Here is an 18,307-nt window from a genome sequence, read left to right on the forward strand (position 1 = left end):
CGCACAACCCTCCATGGTTTCATCCCGCAAGGTGAAGGTACTCTATACAACTCTAACCGGGCAACCTGTGCGCGTTGCATTTTGATGACACGGGTGCTGTCCGAATCATGTATGGTGGTTTTCGCATCTGACTGTCAGAGAAATCAACTGTTTTATGTGCCTTCCGCTCGACGATGAACGACCTACCAACTCCTGAGGTTCTCAATGGCCCTGGCTTTTCTCGACCGTGACCGCTCTATAGCCCCTGCAGGATACAGCCGTTGGCTGGTCCCACCCGCAGCCCTTGCAATCCATCTCTCCATCGGGCAGGTTTATTCCTTCTCCGTCTTCAAAAATCCTCTATTGGCTCTGCATGCAGCTGATGGTTCCGCCTGGAACCTCAAAGAGGTCGGTTACATCTTCTCGATTGCGATCGCAGTCCTCGGCTTATCAGCCGCACTCTTTGGAGCGTGGCTGGAGAAAGCAGGTCCGCGCCGCGCGATGTTCTACGCCGCAATCTGCTTCGGCGCAGGCTTCGTGATTGCCTCGCTTGGAGCCAGCACGCATCAACTAGCTCTTATCTACCTCGGTTATGGAGTGATTGGCGGGGTCGGCCTGGGACTGGGATATATCTCCCCGGTGTCGACCCTCATCAAGTGGTTTCCCGACCGTCCAGGCCTGGCTACCGGCCTCGCCATCATGGGCTTTGGCGGTGGCGCAATGATCGGCGGACCGCTTGCCAGCAACCTGATGGCTCACTTCAAAGCCGCCGGCCAGCCCTCAATTCCTTACACCATGGTCACCATGGGCGTCCTTTACTTCATCTTCATGATGTTCGGCGTCTTCACCATACGCGTCCCGCCAACGGGCTGGAAACCGGAGGGATGGGTTCCATCGGTCAACCACTCCGCGCTGATATCGAGCCATAACGTCGCCGTCACCGAGGCCTGGAAGACGCCACAGTTCTGGCTGCTCTGGGTCATGCTGTTCGTCAACGTCACAGCAGGCATCGGAATCCTGGAGCAGGCAGCGCCGATGATTCAGGACCTCTTCAAGGGCCAGATCAGCCCCGCAGCCGCTGTCGGTTTCGTAGGGATTCTGAGCATCTTCAATATGGCCGGCCGGTTTCTCTGGGCCTCGGTCTCGGACTTCATCGGGCGCAAGGGAACATACTTCACCTTCTTCACGCTCGGTGCCATTCTCTACTTCTTTCTTCCCTTCTCGCGCCAGGACAAGATCGACTCGATTCCGCTCTTCGTCGCTATCGCCGCGCTGGTAATTTCGATGTACGGCGGAGGCTTTGCCACCATTCCCGCCTACTTGAAGGATCTCTTCGGCGGCTTCAACGTCTCTGCCATCCACGGCCGCCTGCTCACCGCATGGTCGGCTGCCGGAATTATCGGCCCGCTCATCGTCAACGGCATCCTCGACCACTACGTCGCAAATCACATGAGTAAGCAGGAAGCCTATCCGCTCATCCTGCACATCATGTGCGGTCTGCTGATCGTCGGCTTTGTGGCAAACCTGATGGTGCGGCCGGTTGCTGAAAAGTATTGGCTGAAAGACCAGAACGTCGCCGTCGCCGCTGGGCCAGCCCACTAACCTAACCCGGCGGAGTGCCTTTTACCTCCGCCCGTATCCCAGACTCAGGAGTGCTCTCATGGCAGATTCCACAAACGTCAAAAAATCCTCTCCACTTCTAGTCGCGGCGGCCTGGATCATCGTCATCATCCCCACCGCCTGGGGGCTTGACTACACCGTAAAAAACGCCCTGAAGATCTTTGCTGCCTCCACGCCCACGCCCACGGCTCCAGCGAAGTGAGTCGAGCATAACTTCACCATCCCCTAGTGAACTAAGCCTCATGTATGGAAAGAAGTCCCATAGGTTGACGCCGAGACCACTCAATCGGTGTCAGTTTTTATTGCAGCAATGAGACTGCTGCATCAGTCATCGCCGTGACGCCGGTACGTATGGTCGGCTCCGGCAGCGGAGCAAAGAAGGGAGAGTGTGGTGAAGGCAGCACGGAGCCGGTGCGTTCACTCTCCGCCACCTTCGCAGGGTCATAGGCGCCGAGCCAGAAGATGACTGCCGGAATCTTGTGATCGAGGCTGAATATTCCAAAGTCTTCACTGCCCATGACGGGCTTTCTCTCGACTACGTTTTCGACACCAAGCTTCTCAACAAATATCTTCTGCAGCCGTGCCGCAAGCACCGCATCGTTTATCGTGGCCGGCGTCGATTCGCCCTCAAGCACCGTCACGAGTGGCATCCTGTCCTCTGGGACGCCGGCCGCAATGGCGATTCCTTTAGCTGTGCGCCGTACACCCTCGATGATCGCCTGTCGTACCGCCTCGCTGTAGCAGCGGGTTGTCAGCTCCATCTTCACTTCGTCTGGAATGATGTTGCGCTTCGTACCGCCATGAATGTCGCCCACGGTCACAACGGCCGGCTGGTCGGGAGCAATAGACCGGCTCACGATCGTCTGTGCCGCTACCACAAACTCGCTCGCCATCACGATCGGATCTTTGCCCGCCTCCGGTGCCGCACCGTGGCTGCCGACGCCTCGCATCACCACATCGATTGAGGTAGAACTAGCCAGCGCCGGACCTGACACCACCGAGACCTTGCCCGCCGCGAAGTTCGCATCATGGAGCGCAATCGCCAAGTCCGGCTGACCGAAGCGCTCATACAGATGATCAGCCAACATCGCCTTCGCCCCATCGATCGTCTCTTCGCTCGGCTGCCCGATCAACATCAGCGTCCCGTGCCATTGGCTCATCAGTGCAGCCATATTGCGCGCTACCCCGATTATGGTGGTGATATGAACATCATGCCCGCAGGCATGCATAACGCCGACGTCCTGTCCCGCAGGGTTTTTCGATCGCACAGAGCTTGCATAAGGCAACGACGTCTTCTCGGTCACCGGGAGAGCGTCAAGGTCGGTCCTGATTAGTAAGGTTGGACCTGCGCCATTCTTGAGAATCGCGACCACGCCATACGCCTGCGAGCCGTCAGGATACTTTCCCACGCGCTCTGTAACGGAGTAACCCGCCTTGCGTAGTTCGCCTGCCAGCAAGGCCGAGGTCTGAGCCTCATGATGAGAGAGTTCGGGCGCAGCATGAATACTCTTGTAGGTCGTCAAAAAGTCCGGAAGCTGCTTCTCGACCAGCGCCGAGACCTCTTGCGCGCGTGATGGAATTGCCATGCCAACCGCTGTCGCAGTGATCCAGCATACCGCTATTCGCTGCCATGTCTGCATCGCAACTCTCCCGGATCGAACGTTATTTTGTACTAGAACTCTAAATGGCTGGCCGCGGTAGACTCCAACTATCGTGAATTTTTACTGGCCATCGTTGATTGGCGTCTTTCTTGGCTTCGCCTTCGGGGTGGGTTGTGCGCTGGCGGTGATGTACTCGATTTATATGGGAGGATATCGCGCCGCCGTACGCGATTCCCAACTTCCAGCCCCGCCGGAACGCTACACAAAAGCGCTCGAGAAGAACTCAGCAAACTCTTAGCTGCCTCAGATCACTTACTCACAAGGCCTCTCATTCAAATCGGTAACGCTCCTCGGGAAGCCAGTTCAATACGCATCTGTCTCACCTCGAGATGCAGCTCCTCGATCGCTTTTCTCAACTCCGCCCGTTGCGCGTCATCACTCATCGACTTGATCCCTTCGAGATAGAAGTTTCCATTCGGCTCGAGAACGCACTTCTCAACCTCGCTGAAGTCGTCGAATCCCTGCTTGTGGAGCACAGATCGCAGCTCAATCTCCGTGAGCGCTTCACGCTTGGCCTCCTCCCAATCGACAATCCCATGACGAATCAAAACCGAAGATGATCCTTCGAAGGCCTGGTTGAGCTTTGGCATATTGAAGAGTAGGCGCGACAGCAGCCAATTGATCGTCAGCAGAGATAGCGCGCCGATGATCCCCCCGGATACAGAGTTGTCATCGCCAATCATGGCGTTCTGCACGGTGTTTGAGAGGCTCAACAGAACCACCAAATCGAATGGATTCAACTGCGCAAGCTCTCGCTTACCGAACAACCGCAAAAATCCAATCAGAAAAAGGTAGACGATAACCGGCCGGAGAATCTTCTCCAGCAGCGGCAGATGCAGATGAAACATGCTCTCGATCAAAATGCCTCCTTCTACCTCATCGCAACATCAGCGCCGGGACGGCAGCGCGCCACTCCACGCTCGCCGCCCAGTTCGAAACGCTGCTACGCATATCGCTTCTGATGCCACTCCCATGCGCTGGCCATAATCTGATCCAACTCCGCATACTTAGGCGACCACCCCAACTCAGCCTTGATCTTCGCCGAACTCGCCACAAGAACCGCCGGATCGCCCGGCCTGCGATCGCACTCCTCCACAGCAATGGTCCTGCCCGTCACGCGGCGCGCCGACTCAATGACCTCAAGAACGCTGAACCCCTGTCCATTACCAATGTTGTAGATCAGCCGGCTGTTTGAGTCGCTAAGCGCTTGTAGAGCCAAAAGGTGGGCCTCAGCCAGATCACGCACGTGAATGTAGTCGCGGACGCAAGTTCCATCTTTGGTCGGGTAGTCGCGGCCGAAGATTTTAATATTCGCCCGCCTCCCTAGCGCTACATCGAGGATCAGCGGAATCAGGTGAGACTCGGGTTCATGCGCCTCCCCGTACCCCTCAACAGCTCCAGCGACATTGAAGTAGCGCAGGCTCGCATACTTAAACCCATGAATGAGGTTCATCCATCGAAGCATATGCTCAACAAGCAGCTTGCTCTCACCATAGGGATTGGTAGGCTGCAGTTTCGCGTCCTCGAGAATCGGCGTTTTCTCAGGCTCCCCATAGCAGGCAGCAGTGGAACTGAAGACCAGCCGGTCGTGTCCAGTAGCCAGCATTGCCTCCAGAAGAGTCAGGGTTGCCGCAGTATTGTTTCTGAAATAGACCTCTGGATGCTTCATGCTTTCGCCAGCTTCGATTAGGGCCGCGAAGTTCATCACGCCATCAAAACACCCTTCGCGAAGAGTCTTTTCGATCAGAGGACGATCCGCTATATCGCCCTCGATAAACTTGGTGTTTTCAGCGACCGCCGAGCGCTTGCTGTGGCAAAGGTTATCGAACACCGTGATGGCATGACCTTGAGTCAGCAATATCCGCGCTACCGTACCGCCGATATACCCTGCTCCACCTGTTATCAGAATCTTCATTCATCGTCTCCTAGTACCCTTCTTGGATACCACAAAAGTGCCAGTGTCAATCACTTACGCTTACGGCACTATACTTGCAGTAGTAGTAAACAAAGAGAAAAGCAGAGCCCCGGCCCTGAAAGAAAAAGACACCTCCCTAAAGCATGGAGCCTGCTACAACCTTTTCCTTCCTCGCTTGCGTCTCTTAAGTCGGGCCGACACAGCGTTCCACCCCCCCGGTGATGTGACAAGTTGCATTGAGTCAAAGACGACGGGCTCGAATCACCCTATGGCGCTCCGGCATAGCACCTCGGAGTTATTCCTCCTTCGCATCGGTTCTGTTTTCATAACAGTACTGGTGTAACTCTCCCGCCCTCGGTACGAGGCACTTCAAGGACTTTTATGGCAAAGCCGCTTCGCAGTGATGATCCCGCACCGCAGAATATGCAATTCGCACACTTCGGCGTCCTGAACGACGGCAACCAGAGCAAGTCCTCGCTCTTCACCTCTATCGCTCTGAACGTTGTGCTTGCGCTTTGCGCTATTATCATCGGCGCCGCTGCGAAGAAGACGATTGACACTAGGCACAAGCTTACTGAGCTGACTGAGCCGATTCCGATGAAGAAGCCCGACGAGCCGCCGCCAATCAAGATCAAGCCGCCAAAACTTCCGCCTACACCAGTGGTTAAGGTCGAGCCGCCGAAAATTAAGCTGCCTGACGTAAAGCTGCCTGACGTTCCGAAGCCGCCTGAGATTAAGATGGTGCAGCAGATGCCGGTTGTTCTTCCGGCACCTCCCAAGCTCGTTCAACCTCCACCGGCGCCCAAGGTCGTCAGCCTTGCACAAGCTCAGCCGGCTGCGCTGATCAACAACTCTCCCCATCCAACTGCTGTCGCCCTCGGCTCACAGACCAACCCAATCGCACCCTCGAACCGTCCTTCGACAACTTCCATCAATCTTGGCAACAAAGGAATGTCGGGGATGCCGGCTTCCAATAACGGCATGGGCGCGCAGTCAACTATTGTCAATCTTGGTTCCGGTTCAGCTGGCAGTCAGAATATGCATGGTAGAGATAACGCCTCAGCTGGCGTTGTCGGCGTCAAGCTTGGAGTCACTGGTGGCACTGGACCGATGAATGCCCCAGGTCGCACCGCCGGCGTCGTCAATCTCGGCCAAAACGCTCCTCCTCCGATGCCAAAGCCAGCCGGGCCTTCTGCGGCAATGGCGAAGACCGCACCGAAGGTTCTCTTCAAACCCAAGCCAGAGTACACCGCGGAGGCTCGCAACCTTCATATTGAGGGCGTCGTATCTGTCCGCCTTCGGGTCTCCTCTTCTGGTGCTGTCCAGGTTCTGGGCGTAACCAGCGATCTCGGCCACGGCCTTGGCGACTCTGCCATTCACGCCGTACAGGCCACACGCTTTCAACCCGCAACAGACGCATCGGGTCATCCGATCGATTGGGAAGGTGTTGTCAATGTAGCTTTCCAACTCGCCGGATAAGAAACTTTTTTTGTTCCGTTGTTGCAGCATGAAATAGCATCTAGTCCATAATCAGGCTGACCCCAGGGGGTCACCGTAGGAGCCGTAAATCATGATTCTCGGGAAACAGTCTACCGCCGGTCTGCTGCTGGCACTTCTAGTCGCAACCACTCTCCCCGCGGGAGCAGGCATCCTACATCCTGGCAAAAAGAAGAAGATGGATGATGATCTCTCCTCAACGCGCAAGCCGACGGCCGCGCAGAACGCACTGATTGACAAGGCGATCGCCCGCGAAAAGGTGATCGTCAAGACCGTCAAGGAGCGGGCTCCTCTTGTGGAGACCTACATCCAGACCATGAAGCCGGATCCTCTTCTAGGTCAGGTTCCGGAGTCTGACGAGCACTTCCTCAGCCGCGTCGACTTCAAGAGCGTCATCGGCGACAACTCATATGTGGTCAACAAAGAGACCTCAAAGGGCACTAGCAATGACGGCAAACTCGGATTCTTTAAGCACTCCGTCTCTTTCGTCGGCGGTCTCGGCAATAGTCTCCATCTGAACTTCCACGAATCCGGCTTTGTGCAGATGCTACTGATGGATTCCAACAGCTTCGATCGTCAGCACTATACCTTTGGCTACGTGCGCAACGACTTCCTCGGCAACACTCCGACGGCCGTCTTTGACGTAACCCCGATTGAAGGTAAGAAATCCTTCGGTCGCTTCTTCGGCCGTATCTGGATCGAGGCGCGCAGCGGCAACGTTGTTCGCTTCAACGGTGACTTCGCCGGGACCCAGGAAGACCAGAAGGAGTTCTATCACTTTGACAGCTGGCGGACCAACGTCCAGCCCGACCTCTGGCTGCCGACCTCCTTTTACGTGGAAGAGAGCGACCCCAGGAGCGTCTCACGCACTCTGAAGTTCAAAGCCATTAATCATATCTGGGGTTATGTTCTGAAGGTCCCGCCGCCAGAGAGCGAAAACACCTCAATGGACGTTGTCGGCGCAACCGACGTCAGCAACGACGCTCAGGATGTCAGCCCTCTGGGAGCACAGCGCGCCTGGGTCCAGCAGGCAGAAGACAATATCGTCGAGCGCCTCTTCCAGGCTGGTCTACTCGATGCGCCAAGCGAGTTCGACAAAACTCTTGAAGCACTCGCTGGCAACATTCTTGCGTACAACAACATCACACTTTCCAGGCCGATACGATGCCGAACGCTGCTGACAGAACCGCTGGAGTCTCTCGCAATTGGCAATACCATCGTCATCTCAAAGAGCTTGCTTGATACCACTGGCGTTGTCACTCAAGACGGCGCGCAACAGATGGGCAACCTCAATGCAATTCTGGCTTTCCAGATTGCACACATCATTCTCGCTCACCGCCTCGACACCAAGTACGCCTTCAACGACCGTCTGCTCTTTCCTTCCACGACAGTCTTCAACCGCATCCCCATGCATCACACCGATGCTGACAACGCTGCAGCAGCAAAGAAAGCAATGGAATTGCTCAATGCGAAGGAACTCGAGGGCGGACAGCAGTATTTCAGCCTCTACCTCCAGCAACTACAGCAGCGAGTTAAGAGTTTGAAAGCGCTCAACGAGCCGATGATTGGCGACGGCCTCGTCAAGAGCGACACAGATCCTACCTTCTGGATGCAGGCCATCACGACAAAGGGCCCGAAGCTGGATATGAAGGACCTGAAACAACAGGCAGCGATGCCACTGGCCAGCTTCCTCCGCTTCGATCCCTGGACCGATCAGGTATTCGTCCTGCACTCGGCCTTCGAGCCTCTCCTAACAGCAGCCGACAAAATGCCCTTTGAGGTTGAGCCGGTCTACTTGAAACTTAGCTACTACAAAGCACCCGCAGAACCTGCAGCGGCCCCAGCCGCACAACCGTTGACCGCAGCTCCTGCAGACAATACAGCAGCACCAGCCGCAGCAGCACCGGCTGCCACTCCCCCACCAACCAACGCACAACAAAACTAAAACCTAAGAGCGTGGATGGACCTGCTCATTCAGACCGTCCACGCCTTTTATTGTCTGGGTCCCGCTCCCTCGACACAACGTATGCATCAATTTTTGTTTGATAAGGAGGCACAACTGTTGAAGCGGCATATTCTCATCGGCTGTTTCGCCTGCGTCCTTAGTCTGACTCACTGGTCGCATGCGCAAGCCGTTCCAACCGCCACTCGCACAGCTTCGATACAGATCGGTGCCGCAGGAACGTTCATCAGTCCCGACTATACGCAGCCATATATTAAGGGCATCACCATCTACGGCAACTACGATATCGGTCAACATTTGGGAGCCGAAGGCGACATTCACATCTCCGTCATCACGCCCGGCGATATCAGCGAGAACTCTTACCTCTTGGGCCCGCGCTACAAATGGCATTACAAGCGCTTTGAGCCCTATGTCAAAGTCCTCTTCGGTATTGGCCGCTTCGGTTTCCAGTCTGGCAGCTTCAACACGCCGGCAACATTTACATATTTCCAGTATGCGGGCGGCGGCGGCCTGGATGTGCGAGCAACTCGGCATATCAATGTACGGGCTTTCGATGTGGAGCTCCAGAAGTGGCCCGGCCTTGCACCCAATGGCCTTTCCCCAATTGCCTACACGATTGGTGCTGCTTATACTTGGCGCTAGCCGGAGAGTCTGACTCATGATGAAGTTATTGCTTCACCTCAATGTCCTGTCGTTGCGCTCTTCAGCCTGCGGTAAGGAATACGCTGTTCGACAGGAGTGCACGTGCTGACAAAGACTGTTCTTTTTCTGGGTCTGTTGGGGACCGCATCGATGCTAAGCGCGCAGGCCAATCCAACGGCCACTCGCACAGGAGATCTCAAGATTGGTGGCGGCTTCTCCACCGCAAACTCCGACTACGGAGATCGGTTCAATGGCGGCGCTGCCTACTTTGACTTCGATTTTCTCTCTCACATCGGGGTCACGGGCGAATTCCATTTCGTCAAAGATCAGAATGATCTCTACGAGAAGACCTATGAGGTGGGCGGCCGCTACTTTCGCGAATATCGCCGCTTCGTCCCTTATGGCAAGGTTCTCTACGGACGCGGCGTCTTCAACTTCCCTGTCAACCCGGACGGATTCCGCCCGAATCTCGCGTATAACCTTATAGCTGCCGGTATTGGCACCGACTACAAGGTGAAACCGTACCTCTACATACGCGCCGACTGGGAGTACCAGCAATGGTTTAGCTTCGCCGGCTCCAGTCTTACCCCGAACATCCTCACGCTGGGTGCGGCCTATCGCTTCCGATAGAAGACTGTTTGTCAGGTACTCGTAATTCAGAACATGAGAAAGCCCCGGTTCACGCCGGGGCTTTTCCTGTTTAAAGCTGCAGACCGTTAGAAGTGATAAGCAATACCGATCGAAGGAGTCGAGATAATCTCATAGCGATTGGTATTGAAGATATTGCCCGGAAGGCTGAAGGTCGGAGTCTTCACCAGGAACGCACGGTACTCCGCTCGAATGTCGAAGCTTGGACTTAGCTCATACGCGACACCGCCGCCAAAGAGAGCGCCAATGTTTGTATTCCGCTTCGCGTCCAGGTTGGTCGATCCCGCATCCTTGAACGGCGAGAAGAACATTACCCCCGGACCAGCTTCAAGGAACGGGTTAAAGTGCTTGAAGTTCAGGTTGAAGACGTAGGCAGCGCTAACCTCCTGCTGCAGAGTATGAATGCCGCCGTTAGCCTTGCCAAAGACCTGATAGTACTGCGTGTTCTGTTGGTATCCGTAGTTAACTTCAAGTCCGCTCCGCGGCGTCAGCAGATAGCGGTAGCTCGCAACCAGTCCAATAGTCGTGCTTGTGTTTTTCTGCACGCTGTTTCCGGTAATCTGTGGGGCAAACGCCGCGCTTCCGCTTACGCTCACGTCCTGCCGGCTCTCCTGCGCATAACCGGCGGCCGCAGATAACGTCAGCGCGCCCAACAACAACATCGTCTTCTTCATTCTTCGCTGGATCCCTTCGAATTCGCCCATAACTTCCTACGCTGTCCCGCAGGCAACGCGCTTCAAAAGTTATGGCACGCCGTATTCACTGTTCTTCATTGTAACCGCACCGCTGCCCGAAGTTGTACTACCGACGCAAGAAGGGCCGGAGATCTGCATCTCTCCAGCCCCTGTGACCATCTTTTCCTAACGCATTATTGCGGCGGAGGAGAAGAAGGCGCTCCCTGCCCACCCTCGCGACTCTCTCGACGCTCCTTCATCTGAGCCTGCAGAGCGTCATACTTCGTCTTCTGATCGTCGGTCAGCACGGCACGTATCTTATCCTGCGAGGCTTTGTGGATGTCCATCATCTTCGCCCGCTTGTCAGCCTGGGGAGTTGTGGTGTCCTGCCGCAAAGCCATCATCTGAGTTCGTGAATCGTCGTCAATCGCCTTCACCTGGGTCACCTGATCAGGAGTCAGGTTGAGCTTCTTCGTCAGGAATTCAACCTGATGCTCCTCCCTTTGAGCGCCACTCCGGTGGCCGCCATTTGGGGGGCCTGCCTGATCCTGCGCCGGCGGAGGAGATGGGTCTTGTGCCATTGCGGGAAGTGCACTCAGCGCGGTCGTACAGAGCGCCAAAAGAGCTGCTTGTAATACTGGTTTGCGAAATAGTGTCATCATCGGATTCTCACTCTCATGCTGCATCTGCCGGAAGAGTTTCTCCGGCGGTCAAGTCTATTCGTACAGACGCCCTTTTTTCGCAAATGTTCCGCTTTCTTGCAAAATTCACAGCGGTCTTCACATCCCCCGTTCGGCCTGGAAACAGTACGGATCGCCATGCGCTGCCGCATAGGCCTCCACAACATTGAGAAAGGCCAGCGCCGCATGCGACAGGCTAGCTTGCCTCCGATAAACCAGCCGCAGCTTGCGCTCAATCTGCAGCTCCGGCACCTGAACCCGCACCAACGCCCCGCTCTCAAGCTCGGTCCGTACCGTCAGCCCCGGCACCAGAGCCACACCATTCCCCATCTCAACAAACCGCTTGATCGCTTCCAGCGACGGCAGCTCGACCCCCATCTGCAGCGGAGTCTTATGCCGTTTGAACGCCTGAATAACCTTTTGTCGCTGCGGCGATGGAATGTTATGAGCAATAAAGTTTTGCCCACCCAACTGCCGGATCGACACCTTCCCTGCCCCAGCCAGGGGATGTCGCGGATTCACCACAAAAGCCAACTCATCCCGGTACACAACCATCGACTTTACTTGGGCATCGTCCGGGCGAAAGGAGAGTACCCCCAGCTCCACAGAGTGCATTAGTACCTCGTCCGAGATCCTGCTGGCCAGCGTTCGCTGCACCGCCAGTTTAATCCTGGGGTTCTGCCTCCGAAACTCATCAAGCAATGGCAACAGATAAAGGCAGGTGTACTCGTTCGCTGCCAGGTTCAGCCTGCCCCTGTGAAGCTCGCGCAACTCCGTCAGCGCCCCCGCCGCCTCATTCCGCAGATTCAGCAACTTAGAGGCATACTCCCGCAAAACCTCCCCCGCGTCGGTCAGCGTTCCATCCCTCGATGAGCGCTCAAACAGAACCTCTCCCAACTCCCCCTCCAGTTTGGCGATTGCCTGACTCACCGCTGGCTGAGTACGATGGAGGCGTGCTGCCGCTCGCGAGAAACTACGCTCTTCTGCCACCGCCAGAAACGTCTCCATCTGGACTAAGTCCAATCCTTACCTCCGTGCAGCCGAGATCTACCGCTTGAATGTCGCAATTAGAATTTCTGATATACCTGCAAGCCATCATAAGCATGCATTATGATAACGTCCAGATCGAGAGTGCTAAATCTAATGTCCTCGCCCAATCAAATCGTCTTCTTCGACACCACCCTCCGCGACGGCGAACAGTCCCCCGGTTGCACGATGCATCACGACGAAAAGTTGCGCATGGCCCACCAGCTGGCAGACCTCGGAGTCGACGTCCTCGAGGCCGGCTTCGCCATCGCCAGCCAGGGCGACTCCGACTCCATCCGCATGATCGCCCGCGAAGTTCGTGGCCCCCGCATCGCCTCCCTCGCCCGTTGCAAACGCGAGGACATTGAAGCCGCCGCCCGTTCTATCGAGCCAGCTGAGAAGGCGCGCATCCACACCTTCTTGGCCTCCTCCGACCTCCACCTCGAAGCCAAGCTGAAGATCACTCGCCCCGAGGCACTCCATCAAGCCGCGGAGTCCGTCCGTCTCGCCCGCACCTTCGCCGACGACGTCGAGTTCTCCGCCGAGGATGCCACGCGCACCGACCCTGACTTTCTCGTCGAGATCGTGACCGTCGCGGTTCAGGCCGGAGCCACCACCATCAACATCCCCGACACCGTCGGCTACACAACGCCTGACGAGTACGCCGCCACCTTCCGCATGCTCTTCGCAAAGGTTCCCGGCATCGTTGGTCCTAATGGCAGAGACAACGTCATTCTCTCCACCCACTGCCATAACGACCTGGGCATGGCCGTCGCCAACACCCTCGCAGGCATTCAGGCTGGAGCCCGCCAGGCCGAGTGCACCATCAACGGCGTCGGCGAACGCGCCGGCAACGCCGCACTCGAAGAGATCGCCGCGGCCCTTATGGTGCGCCGAGACAAGCTGCCCTACACCAACAACATCAAACTCAATCAGCTCTTCCCCACCAGCCAGATGCTTGCTGAGTTCATCAGCTTCGGCTGCTCGCCCAACAAGGCCGTCGTAGGTGCCAACGCCTTTGCCCATGAGTCCGGCATTCATCAGCACGGCATGATGGCCAACCCGCTCACCTACGAGATCATGACACCCGAGTCCGTCGGCGTCCCCGCAACCAACATGGTGCTCGGCAAACACAGCGGGCGCCGCCTCCTCGAGCAACGCCTCACCGAACTCGGACACTCGCTCACACGCACGCAACTTGACGACGTCTATCACCGCTTCACCGAACTCGCCGACCGCAAGAAATCCATCTACGACCAGGATCTGCTCGGTCTTCTGCAATCGGACAAGTCCTCCGTTACCACGCACTAGATCCACGCAAAAGGAAAGAGCGTCATGCGACTCAAAATTGCAGTTCTCGCCGGCGACGGCATCGGCCCCGAAGTAACCCACCAGGCCACAAATATTCTTCGCGCTGTAGCTGAGCTGGGCGGACACGAGTTCACCTTCGTCGAAGGCCTCATCGGCGGCATAGCCATCACTGAGACCGGCTCTCCCCTGCCCACGGCCACGCTCGATGCTGCTCTGGAGTGCGATGCTGTCCTCCTCGGTGCTGTTGGCGACAACAAGTTCAACGCGCTCCCTCCCGACAAACGTCCCGAAGCGGGCCTTCTGCAAATCCGGCAAGCCCTCGGAGGCTTCGCCAATCTACGCCCATCCATCGCCTACACCGCGCTCAGCGAGAGCTCCCCGCTACGGCCCGAAGTCACCAAAGACGTCGACATCCTCTTCGTCCGCGAGCTACTCGGCGGACTCTATTTCGGCGCGCCACGCTGGTGGGACCGCGAGAGCAACGAGGCCATCAACACCATGCGTTACACCCGCGACGAGGTCGTACGCGTAGCCCGCGTGGCCTTCGAGCTCGCCAGCAACCGCCGCCAAAAGGTCACCTCTGTCGACAAGGCCAACGTCCTCGAGGTATCTCAACTATGGCGAGCCACCGTCACCGAAGTCGCAAAGGACTATCCCTCCGTGACGCTTGAGCACCAACTCGTCGACTCGATGGCGATGCACATCATGAACATCCCTCGGAACTTCGACGTCGTCCTCACCGAAAATCTCTTTGGGGACATCCTCTCCGACGAAGCGGGAGTCATCACCGGCTCCCTCGGCATGCTGCCCTCGGCGACTATCGGCGGCGCAGTCAACCTCTACGAGCCCGTTCACGGTAGCGCACCCGACATCGCCGGCACCGGCAAAGCCAATCCACTCGGCGCGATCTTAACCGCCGCGATGGTCCTCCGCCATTCAGCGAATCTCGAGCAGGATGCCAGGGCCGTCGAAGCAGCGGTCAACAAAGTTCTCGACGCTGGCTACCGCACCGCCGACATCGCTCGCGGGCAGCAACCCGGCCAAACCCCAGTCAGCACGCAGGAGATGGGCAAGCTCGTACACCAGGCCCTGGCCGAGTCCATCGACCGCCGCCAGGCCATGCACGCCGTCTAAAGGACATGAGTTTGAGATTCAAGACGGCCCTGGCAAACCTCGCAATCACCGTAGCGTTGGTCTATCGCTGGCTGCGGGGTGCGCCGCCGATGGCGCTCCTCATCACGGCGATCATCATGTTTCCTCTGGTCAACGGCCTGCTGTGGTTCAGTCAAAGAAAGTTCAATCAACCTAGACGCAGTCGCTAACCAAAATGAAGATGCGCCATGCCATCCAATTCGCCGCCACTCTGCTGCTCTTCGCAACTCCGGCCGCGCACGCACAAATCTCTTCGCCACAAATCAAGAAAGACAAGAAGCAGCCAAAAGAAAACGTCGAGTGGCTATGGCAATACGGCCCCCCGCCGGCCGACGGCCGCGAGACCCAACTGGTTCTCGATACCCGCTTCCGGCCATTCCTGGCCCAATACCTCACTGCTCCGCAAACTTTCTGGGGCAGTCCCAAGACCGGCTACAAACCACTCGACGAGACCGCGCTCGACTTCCTGTCAGTCCCCGATAAAGTTCGCGCCGACGACAACCGTTATCTCTCAATCACCGGCTGTGTCTTTCGCTTTAATCCGGCGCGCGGCCTGCTCTGGGTCGACCTCGGACTTCCCCATCCTTTCATCGTCTTCGCCGCCATCGACTGGATCAAGGACAGCAGAACCCCCAGCGAACCCGGCGCCGAATACACTCTCTGGATCTTCGCCAACCATCCCATCGACCCAGACCACATCCCCCCGGCGCTGACTCACAGCGTCGCCCGCTGGACCGCACAACCGCCCTCCGGCAGCACCGTTATTCAACAGGTCACTCGCGCCATTCTCGTCGACCCCGATGGCACGCCCCATCAGATTCAGCCCGCCGCCATCGGAGCCAACACCTTCACCCTACCTCCATCAACAGAGCAAAAGGCACAACCATGAATACCCCCCAGACGAAACCCCAAACGAAGCCACAGACACTCTTCGAAAAAGTATGGCAGCAGCATCTCGTCGTCGAGCCGCAGGGTGAACCCAGCATCCTCTACATCGACCTGCATCTCGTCCACGAGGTCACCAGCCCGCAGGCCTTCGACGGTCTCCGCATGGCAGGACGCAAGCTGCGCCGCCCCGACCGCACCGTCGCCACGGTAGACCACAACGTCCCCACCAGCAGCATCGAGGACCGCCTGCACATCGTCGACCAGATCGCCTCCAAGCAGATCGAAGCCCTCCGCAAAAACTGCGCCGACTTCGGTGTCGAACTCTACGACGTCCAGTCGCCCGAGCAAGGCATCGTCCACATCATCGGCCCAGAGCTTGGCATTACCAAACCCGGAATGACCATCGTCTGCGGTGACTCGCACACCAGCACCCACGGCGCGTTCGGCGCACTCGCCTTCGGTATCGGCACCAGTGAAGTCGAACACGTCATGGCCACGCAGACGCTCCCACAGGACAAGCCAAAGACCTTTCGCATCAACGTAGAAGGCACGCTTCCCGTCGGTGTCACCGCCAAAGACATCGTCCTCCACATCATCGGCGAGATCGGCACCGCCGGAGCTACAGGCTACGTCGTCGAATACGCCGGCTCCGCCATCCGCGCCCTCTCGATGGAAGGCCGCATGACCGTTTGTAACATGAGCATCGAAGCCGGAGCCCGCGCTGGAATGATCGCCCCCGACGCCACCACCTTCGCCTATCTCAAAGGCCGCCGCTTCTCCCCGTCCAGCACTGCATGGGACGGAGCCATAGCCCACTGGTCCGAACTTGTAACTGACGAAGGAGCAATCTTCGACCGCGAACTCACTCTCAACGCGGCCGACATTACCCCCACCGTCAGCTGGGGCACCTCACCTGGCATGGTCACCGGCGTCAAAAGCACCGTTCCCCTCGCCGACCCCACGGCAAACGAAGCCGACCAAAAAGCCTTCGAGCGCGCACTCGAATACATGGGCCTGCACGCAGGCGAACCCATCGAAGAGATCAAGATCGACCGCGTCTTCCTCGGCTCCTGCACCAACGCCCGCATCGAAGACCTGCGCGCCGCCGCCTCTGTCGTTCGCGGCTACCACGTCGCCACCTCAGTCCGTGCGATGGTTGTGCCTGGCTCACAGTCCGTCAAAACGCAAGCCGAAAAGGAAGGTCTCGACAAAGTCTTCACCGAAGCAGGCTTCGACTGGCGCGAGCCGGGCTGCAGCATGTGTCTCGGCATGAACCCAGACATCCTCGCTCCCGGCGAGCGCTGCGCCTCCACCTCGAACCGAAACTTCGAAGGCCGTCAGGGCCGCGGTGGCCGCACCCACCTCGTCAGCCCACAGATGGCCGCTGCCGCCGCCATAACCGGCCATTTCACCGATATTCGCACCTGGCAGTTCAAAGATCAGCCAACACAGAAGGAGGCGAACTAATGCATCCCATCAACGTTCTCACCAGCCACGCCGCCCCTCTCGACCGCCCCAACGTCGATACCGACCAGATCATCCCCAAGCAGTTCCTCAAGCGCATCGAACGCACCGGCTACGGCGACTTCCTCTTCTACGATTGGCGACGTATCCAGGACGGCCCCGACGCTGGCCAACCCGACCAGACCTTCGTCCTCAACAAACACCACCACAAGGGCGCGAAGATTCTCATCGCCGGAAAAAACTTCGGATGCGGCAGCTCCCGTGAGCACGCCGCCTGGGCTCTCACCGACTTCGGCTTCCTTAGCGTCATCGCACCGAGCTTCGCAGACATCTTCTTCTCCAACGCAGGAAAGAACGGAATGGTCCTCGTCCGCCTCTCCGAAGCCGACGTGCAAACCCTGATGCAGCGTTCAGAAAAAAATCCCGCCCACAAGATCACCATCAACCTCGAAGCCCAGACCGTCACCGACGACGAAGGCTTCAGCGCGCACTTCGACATCGACCCCTTCCGCAAATACTGCCTCCTGAACGGCCTCGACGACATAGGCCTAACCCTGCGCCACGGATCAGCGCTAGACACCTACGAAACAAAACACGACACCGAATTCTGGCTGAAGCCGAAGTCCGCTTCAATAAGCGGAGCTACTTCGTGAAAAATCAAATTGTAGCCATATTCGCGCTGGCTATTGTTACCGCTGCCGGGTCTGCTAGCGCCAGTGCGAACAAAAACCCACCTGCAGCTTCGTACGCTCCGATCCCTCCACAGATCGCCGCCGCCAAAACAATCTTCCTCTCAAATCGATGTGAGGAAGACTACAAGACCTGCGCGGAGGTCTACAACGGTCTCTACACCGCATTGTCTTCCTTCGGAAAGTATCAACTTGTTTCCTCGCCAGCTACCGCAGACCTCATCTTCGAAATCCACATGGTGGCCAGAACCGGCACTATGGACGTTCTGAACGGAGAGGGCCACTCAAACGCTTACTCGAACCTTACCTTGGCAATACTGGATACCCAGACCCACATAGGTCTCTGGACCATCACCGAACCGTTCGCGAAAAATACTGCCGTGAAGGCTGTCATGTTTGATCTGCAGATCATCACGCAACCAAACGCCACCGCTGCACCACCACAACACGTTCCCGGCTACACCAAAGATTAGTAGAGATCAAAACGGAAACAGGAGA

At 57.3% G+C, this 18,307-nt stretch carries 20 protein-coding genes; 14 read left to right on the forward strand and 6 right to left on the reverse strand.

The features are described from left to right. Nucleotides 1-204 precede the first annotated feature (204 nt). Together RBB75_RS00625 and RBB75_RS00630 are read left to right on the forward strand one after the other, a co-directional pair. Nucleotides 205-1,581 carry an L-lactate MFS transporter gene (locus RBB75_RS00625; protein ID WP_179638582.1) on the forward strand — a complete coding sequence of 459 codons (1,377 nt, stop codon included), beginning with the start codon at nucleotides 205-207 and terminating at the stop codon, nucleotides 1,579-1,581. Between the two features lie 58 nt (nucleotides 1,582-1,639). Next, complete coding sequence (locus RBB75_RS00630; protein WP_179638583.1) at nucleotides 1,640-1,801, forward strand: MFS transporter small subunit; 162 nt, start codon at nucleotides 1,640-1,642, stop codon at nucleotides 1,799-1,801. A 97-nt stretch (nucleotides 1,802-1,898) separates the two neighbouring features. On the opposite strand, the gene RBB75_RS00635 is transcribed toward RBB75_RS00630, so the two are convergent. After that, on the reverse strand, nucleotides 1,899-3,239 hold the full coding sequence (locus RBB75_RS00635) for an amidohydrolase (protein ID WP_257030987.1): 1,341 nt from the start codon (nucleotides 3,237-3,239) through the stop codon (nucleotides 1,899-1,901). 73 nt (nucleotides 3,240-3,312) lie between these two features. On the opposite strand from RBB75_RS00635, the gene RBB75_RS00640 reads away from it, so the two are divergent. Beyond that, a complete protein-coding gene (locus tag RBB75_RS00640) occupies nucleotides 3,313-3,498 on the forward strand; it encodes a hypothetical protein (RefSeq protein WP_179638584.1) in 186 nt (61 codons plus the stop codon). Between the two features lie 34 nt (nucleotides 3,499-3,532). Here RBB75_RS00640 and RBB75_RS00645 read toward each other — a convergent pair whose 3' ends face one another. Both RBB75_RS00645 and galE read right to left on the reverse strand, forming a co-directional pair. Further along, nucleotides 3,533-4,120 (reverse strand): DUF421 domain-containing protein, encoded by a 588-nt coding sequence (locus RBB75_RS00645; protein ID WP_179638585.1) that lies wholly within the window; start codon nucleotides 4,118-4,120, stop codon nucleotides 3,533-3,535. 83 nt (nucleotides 4,121-4,203) lie between these two features. Continuing rightward, on the reverse strand, nucleotides 4,204-5,175 hold the full coding sequence (galE, locus tag RBB75_RS00650; RefSeq protein ID WP_179638586.1) for a UDP-glucose 4-epimerase GalE: 972 nt from the start codon (nucleotides 5,173-5,175) through the stop codon (nucleotides 4,204-4,206). Nucleotides 5,176-5,556: 381 nt separating this feature from the next. Here galE and RBB75_RS00655 point away from each other — a divergent pair, with 381 nt between their 5' ends. The 4 genes from RBB75_RS00655 to RBB75_RS00670 all read left to right on the forward strand — a co-directional run bounded on the left by RBB75_RS00655 (nucleotide 5,557) and on the right by RBB75_RS00670 (nucleotide 9,907). Then, on the forward strand, nucleotides 5,557-6,654 hold the full coding sequence (locus RBB75_RS00655; RefSeq protein WP_179638587.1) for an energy transducer TonB: 1,098 nt from the start codon (nucleotides 5,557-5,559) through the stop codon (nucleotides 6,652-6,654). A 91-nt stretch (nucleotides 6,655-6,745) separates the two neighbouring features. Further along, entirely contained in the window at nucleotides 6,746-8,617 is a 1,872-nt protein-coding gene (locus tag RBB75_RS00660) for a hypothetical protein (protein WP_179638588.1), read from the forward strand. A 15-nt stretch (nucleotides 8,618-8,632) separates the two neighbouring features. Next, the gene (locus tag RBB75_RS00665) at nucleotides 8,633-9,277 is read left to right on the forward strand and encodes an outer membrane beta-barrel protein (RefSeq protein ID WP_179638589.1); all 645 of its coding nucleotides are present in this window, start codon (nucleotides 8,633-8,635) and stop codon (nucleotides 9,275-9,277) included. 102 nt (nucleotides 9,278-9,379) lie between these two features. Beyond that, nucleotides 9,380-9,907 (forward strand): outer membrane beta-barrel protein, encoded by a 528-nt coding sequence (locus RBB75_RS00670; protein ID WP_179638590.1) that lies wholly within the window; start codon nucleotides 9,380-9,382, stop codon nucleotides 9,905-9,907. Between the two features lie 86 nt (nucleotides 9,908-9,993). Here RBB75_RS00670 and RBB75_RS00675 read toward each other — a convergent pair whose 3' ends face one another. From RBB75_RS00675 to RBB75_RS00685, 3 genes are all read right to left on the reverse strand, one after another. Next, complete coding sequence (locus RBB75_RS00675; RefSeq protein ID WP_257030988.1) at nucleotides 9,994-10,629, reverse strand: porin family protein; 636 nt, start codon at nucleotides 10,627-10,629, stop codon at nucleotides 9,994-9,996. Nucleotides 10,630-10,793: 164 nt separating this feature from the next. Beyond that, complete coding sequence (locus tag RBB75_RS00680) at nucleotides 10,794-11,261, reverse strand: Spy/CpxP family protein refolding chaperone (protein ID WP_353069214.1); 468 nt, start codon at nucleotides 11,259-11,261, stop codon at nucleotides 10,794-10,796. Between the two features lie 117 nt (nucleotides 11,262-11,378). After that, nucleotides 11,379-12,302, reverse strand: a complete 924-nt coding sequence (locus tag RBB75_RS00685; RefSeq protein ID WP_179638592.1) for a LysR family transcriptional regulator — start codon at nucleotides 12,300-12,302, stop codon at nucleotides 11,379-11,381. Between the two features lie 120 nt (nucleotides 12,303-12,422). Between RBB75_RS00685 and RBB75_RS00690 the strand changes: the two genes are divergently transcribed. From RBB75_RS00690 to RBB75_RS00720, 7 genes are read left to right on the forward strand one after another with little or no spacing between them, the layout of a single operon-like run. Continuing rightward, nucleotides 12,423-13,616 carry a 2-isopropylmalate synthase gene (locus tag RBB75_RS00690; RefSeq protein WP_179638593.1) on the forward strand — a complete coding sequence of 398 codons (1,194 nt, stop codon included), beginning with the start codon at nucleotides 12,423-12,425 and terminating at the stop codon, nucleotides 13,614-13,616. A gap of 24 nt (nucleotides 13,617-13,640) precedes the next feature. Continuing rightward, entirely contained in the window at nucleotides 13,641-14,750 is a 1,110-nt protein-coding gene (gene leuB, locus RBB75_RS00695; protein WP_353069215.1) for a 3-isopropylmalate dehydrogenase, read from the forward strand. A gap of 5 nt (nucleotides 14,751-14,755) precedes the next feature. Further along, the gene (locus RBB75_RS00700; RefSeq protein ID WP_179638595.1) at nucleotides 14,756-14,938 is read left to right on the forward strand and encodes a hypothetical protein; all 183 of its coding nucleotides are present in this window, start codon (nucleotides 14,756-14,758) and stop codon (nucleotides 14,936-14,938) included. 5 nt (nucleotides 14,939-14,943) lie between these two features. After that, nucleotides 14,944-15,657, forward strand: a complete 714-nt coding sequence (locus RBB75_RS00705) for a hypothetical protein (RefSeq protein WP_353069216.1) — start codon at nucleotides 14,944-14,946, stop codon at nucleotides 15,655-15,657. After that, the gene (leuC, locus tag RBB75_RS00710; protein ID WP_353069217.1) at nucleotides 15,654-17,123 is read left to right on the forward strand and encodes a 3-isopropylmalate dehydratase large subunit; all 1,470 of its coding nucleotides are present in this window, start codon (nucleotides 15,654-15,656) and stop codon (nucleotides 17,121-17,123) included. The genes RBB75_RS00705 and leuC overlap by 4 nt, the downstream gene beginning before the upstream one ends. Continuing rightward, nucleotides 17,123-17,773, forward strand: a complete 651-nt coding sequence (gene leuD / locus RBB75_RS00715) for a 3-isopropylmalate dehydratase small subunit (protein ID WP_353069218.1) — start codon at nucleotides 17,123-17,125, stop codon at nucleotides 17,771-17,773. Before leuC ends, leuD begins: the two co-directional genes overlap by 1 nt. Continuing rightward, complete coding sequence (locus RBB75_RS00720) at nucleotides 17,770-18,282, forward strand: hypothetical protein (RefSeq protein ID WP_179638599.1); 513 nt, start codon at nucleotides 17,770-17,772, stop codon at nucleotides 18,280-18,282. Before leuD ends, RBB75_RS00720 begins: the two co-directional genes overlap by 4 nt. Nucleotides 18,283-18,307: the final 25 nt, after the last annotated feature.

The organism is Tunturibacter empetritectus, assembly GCF_040358985.1.
Taxonomy (GTDB): Bacteria; Acidobacteriota; Terriglobia; order Terriglobales; family Acidobacteriaceae; genus Edaphobacter; species Edaphobacter empetritectus.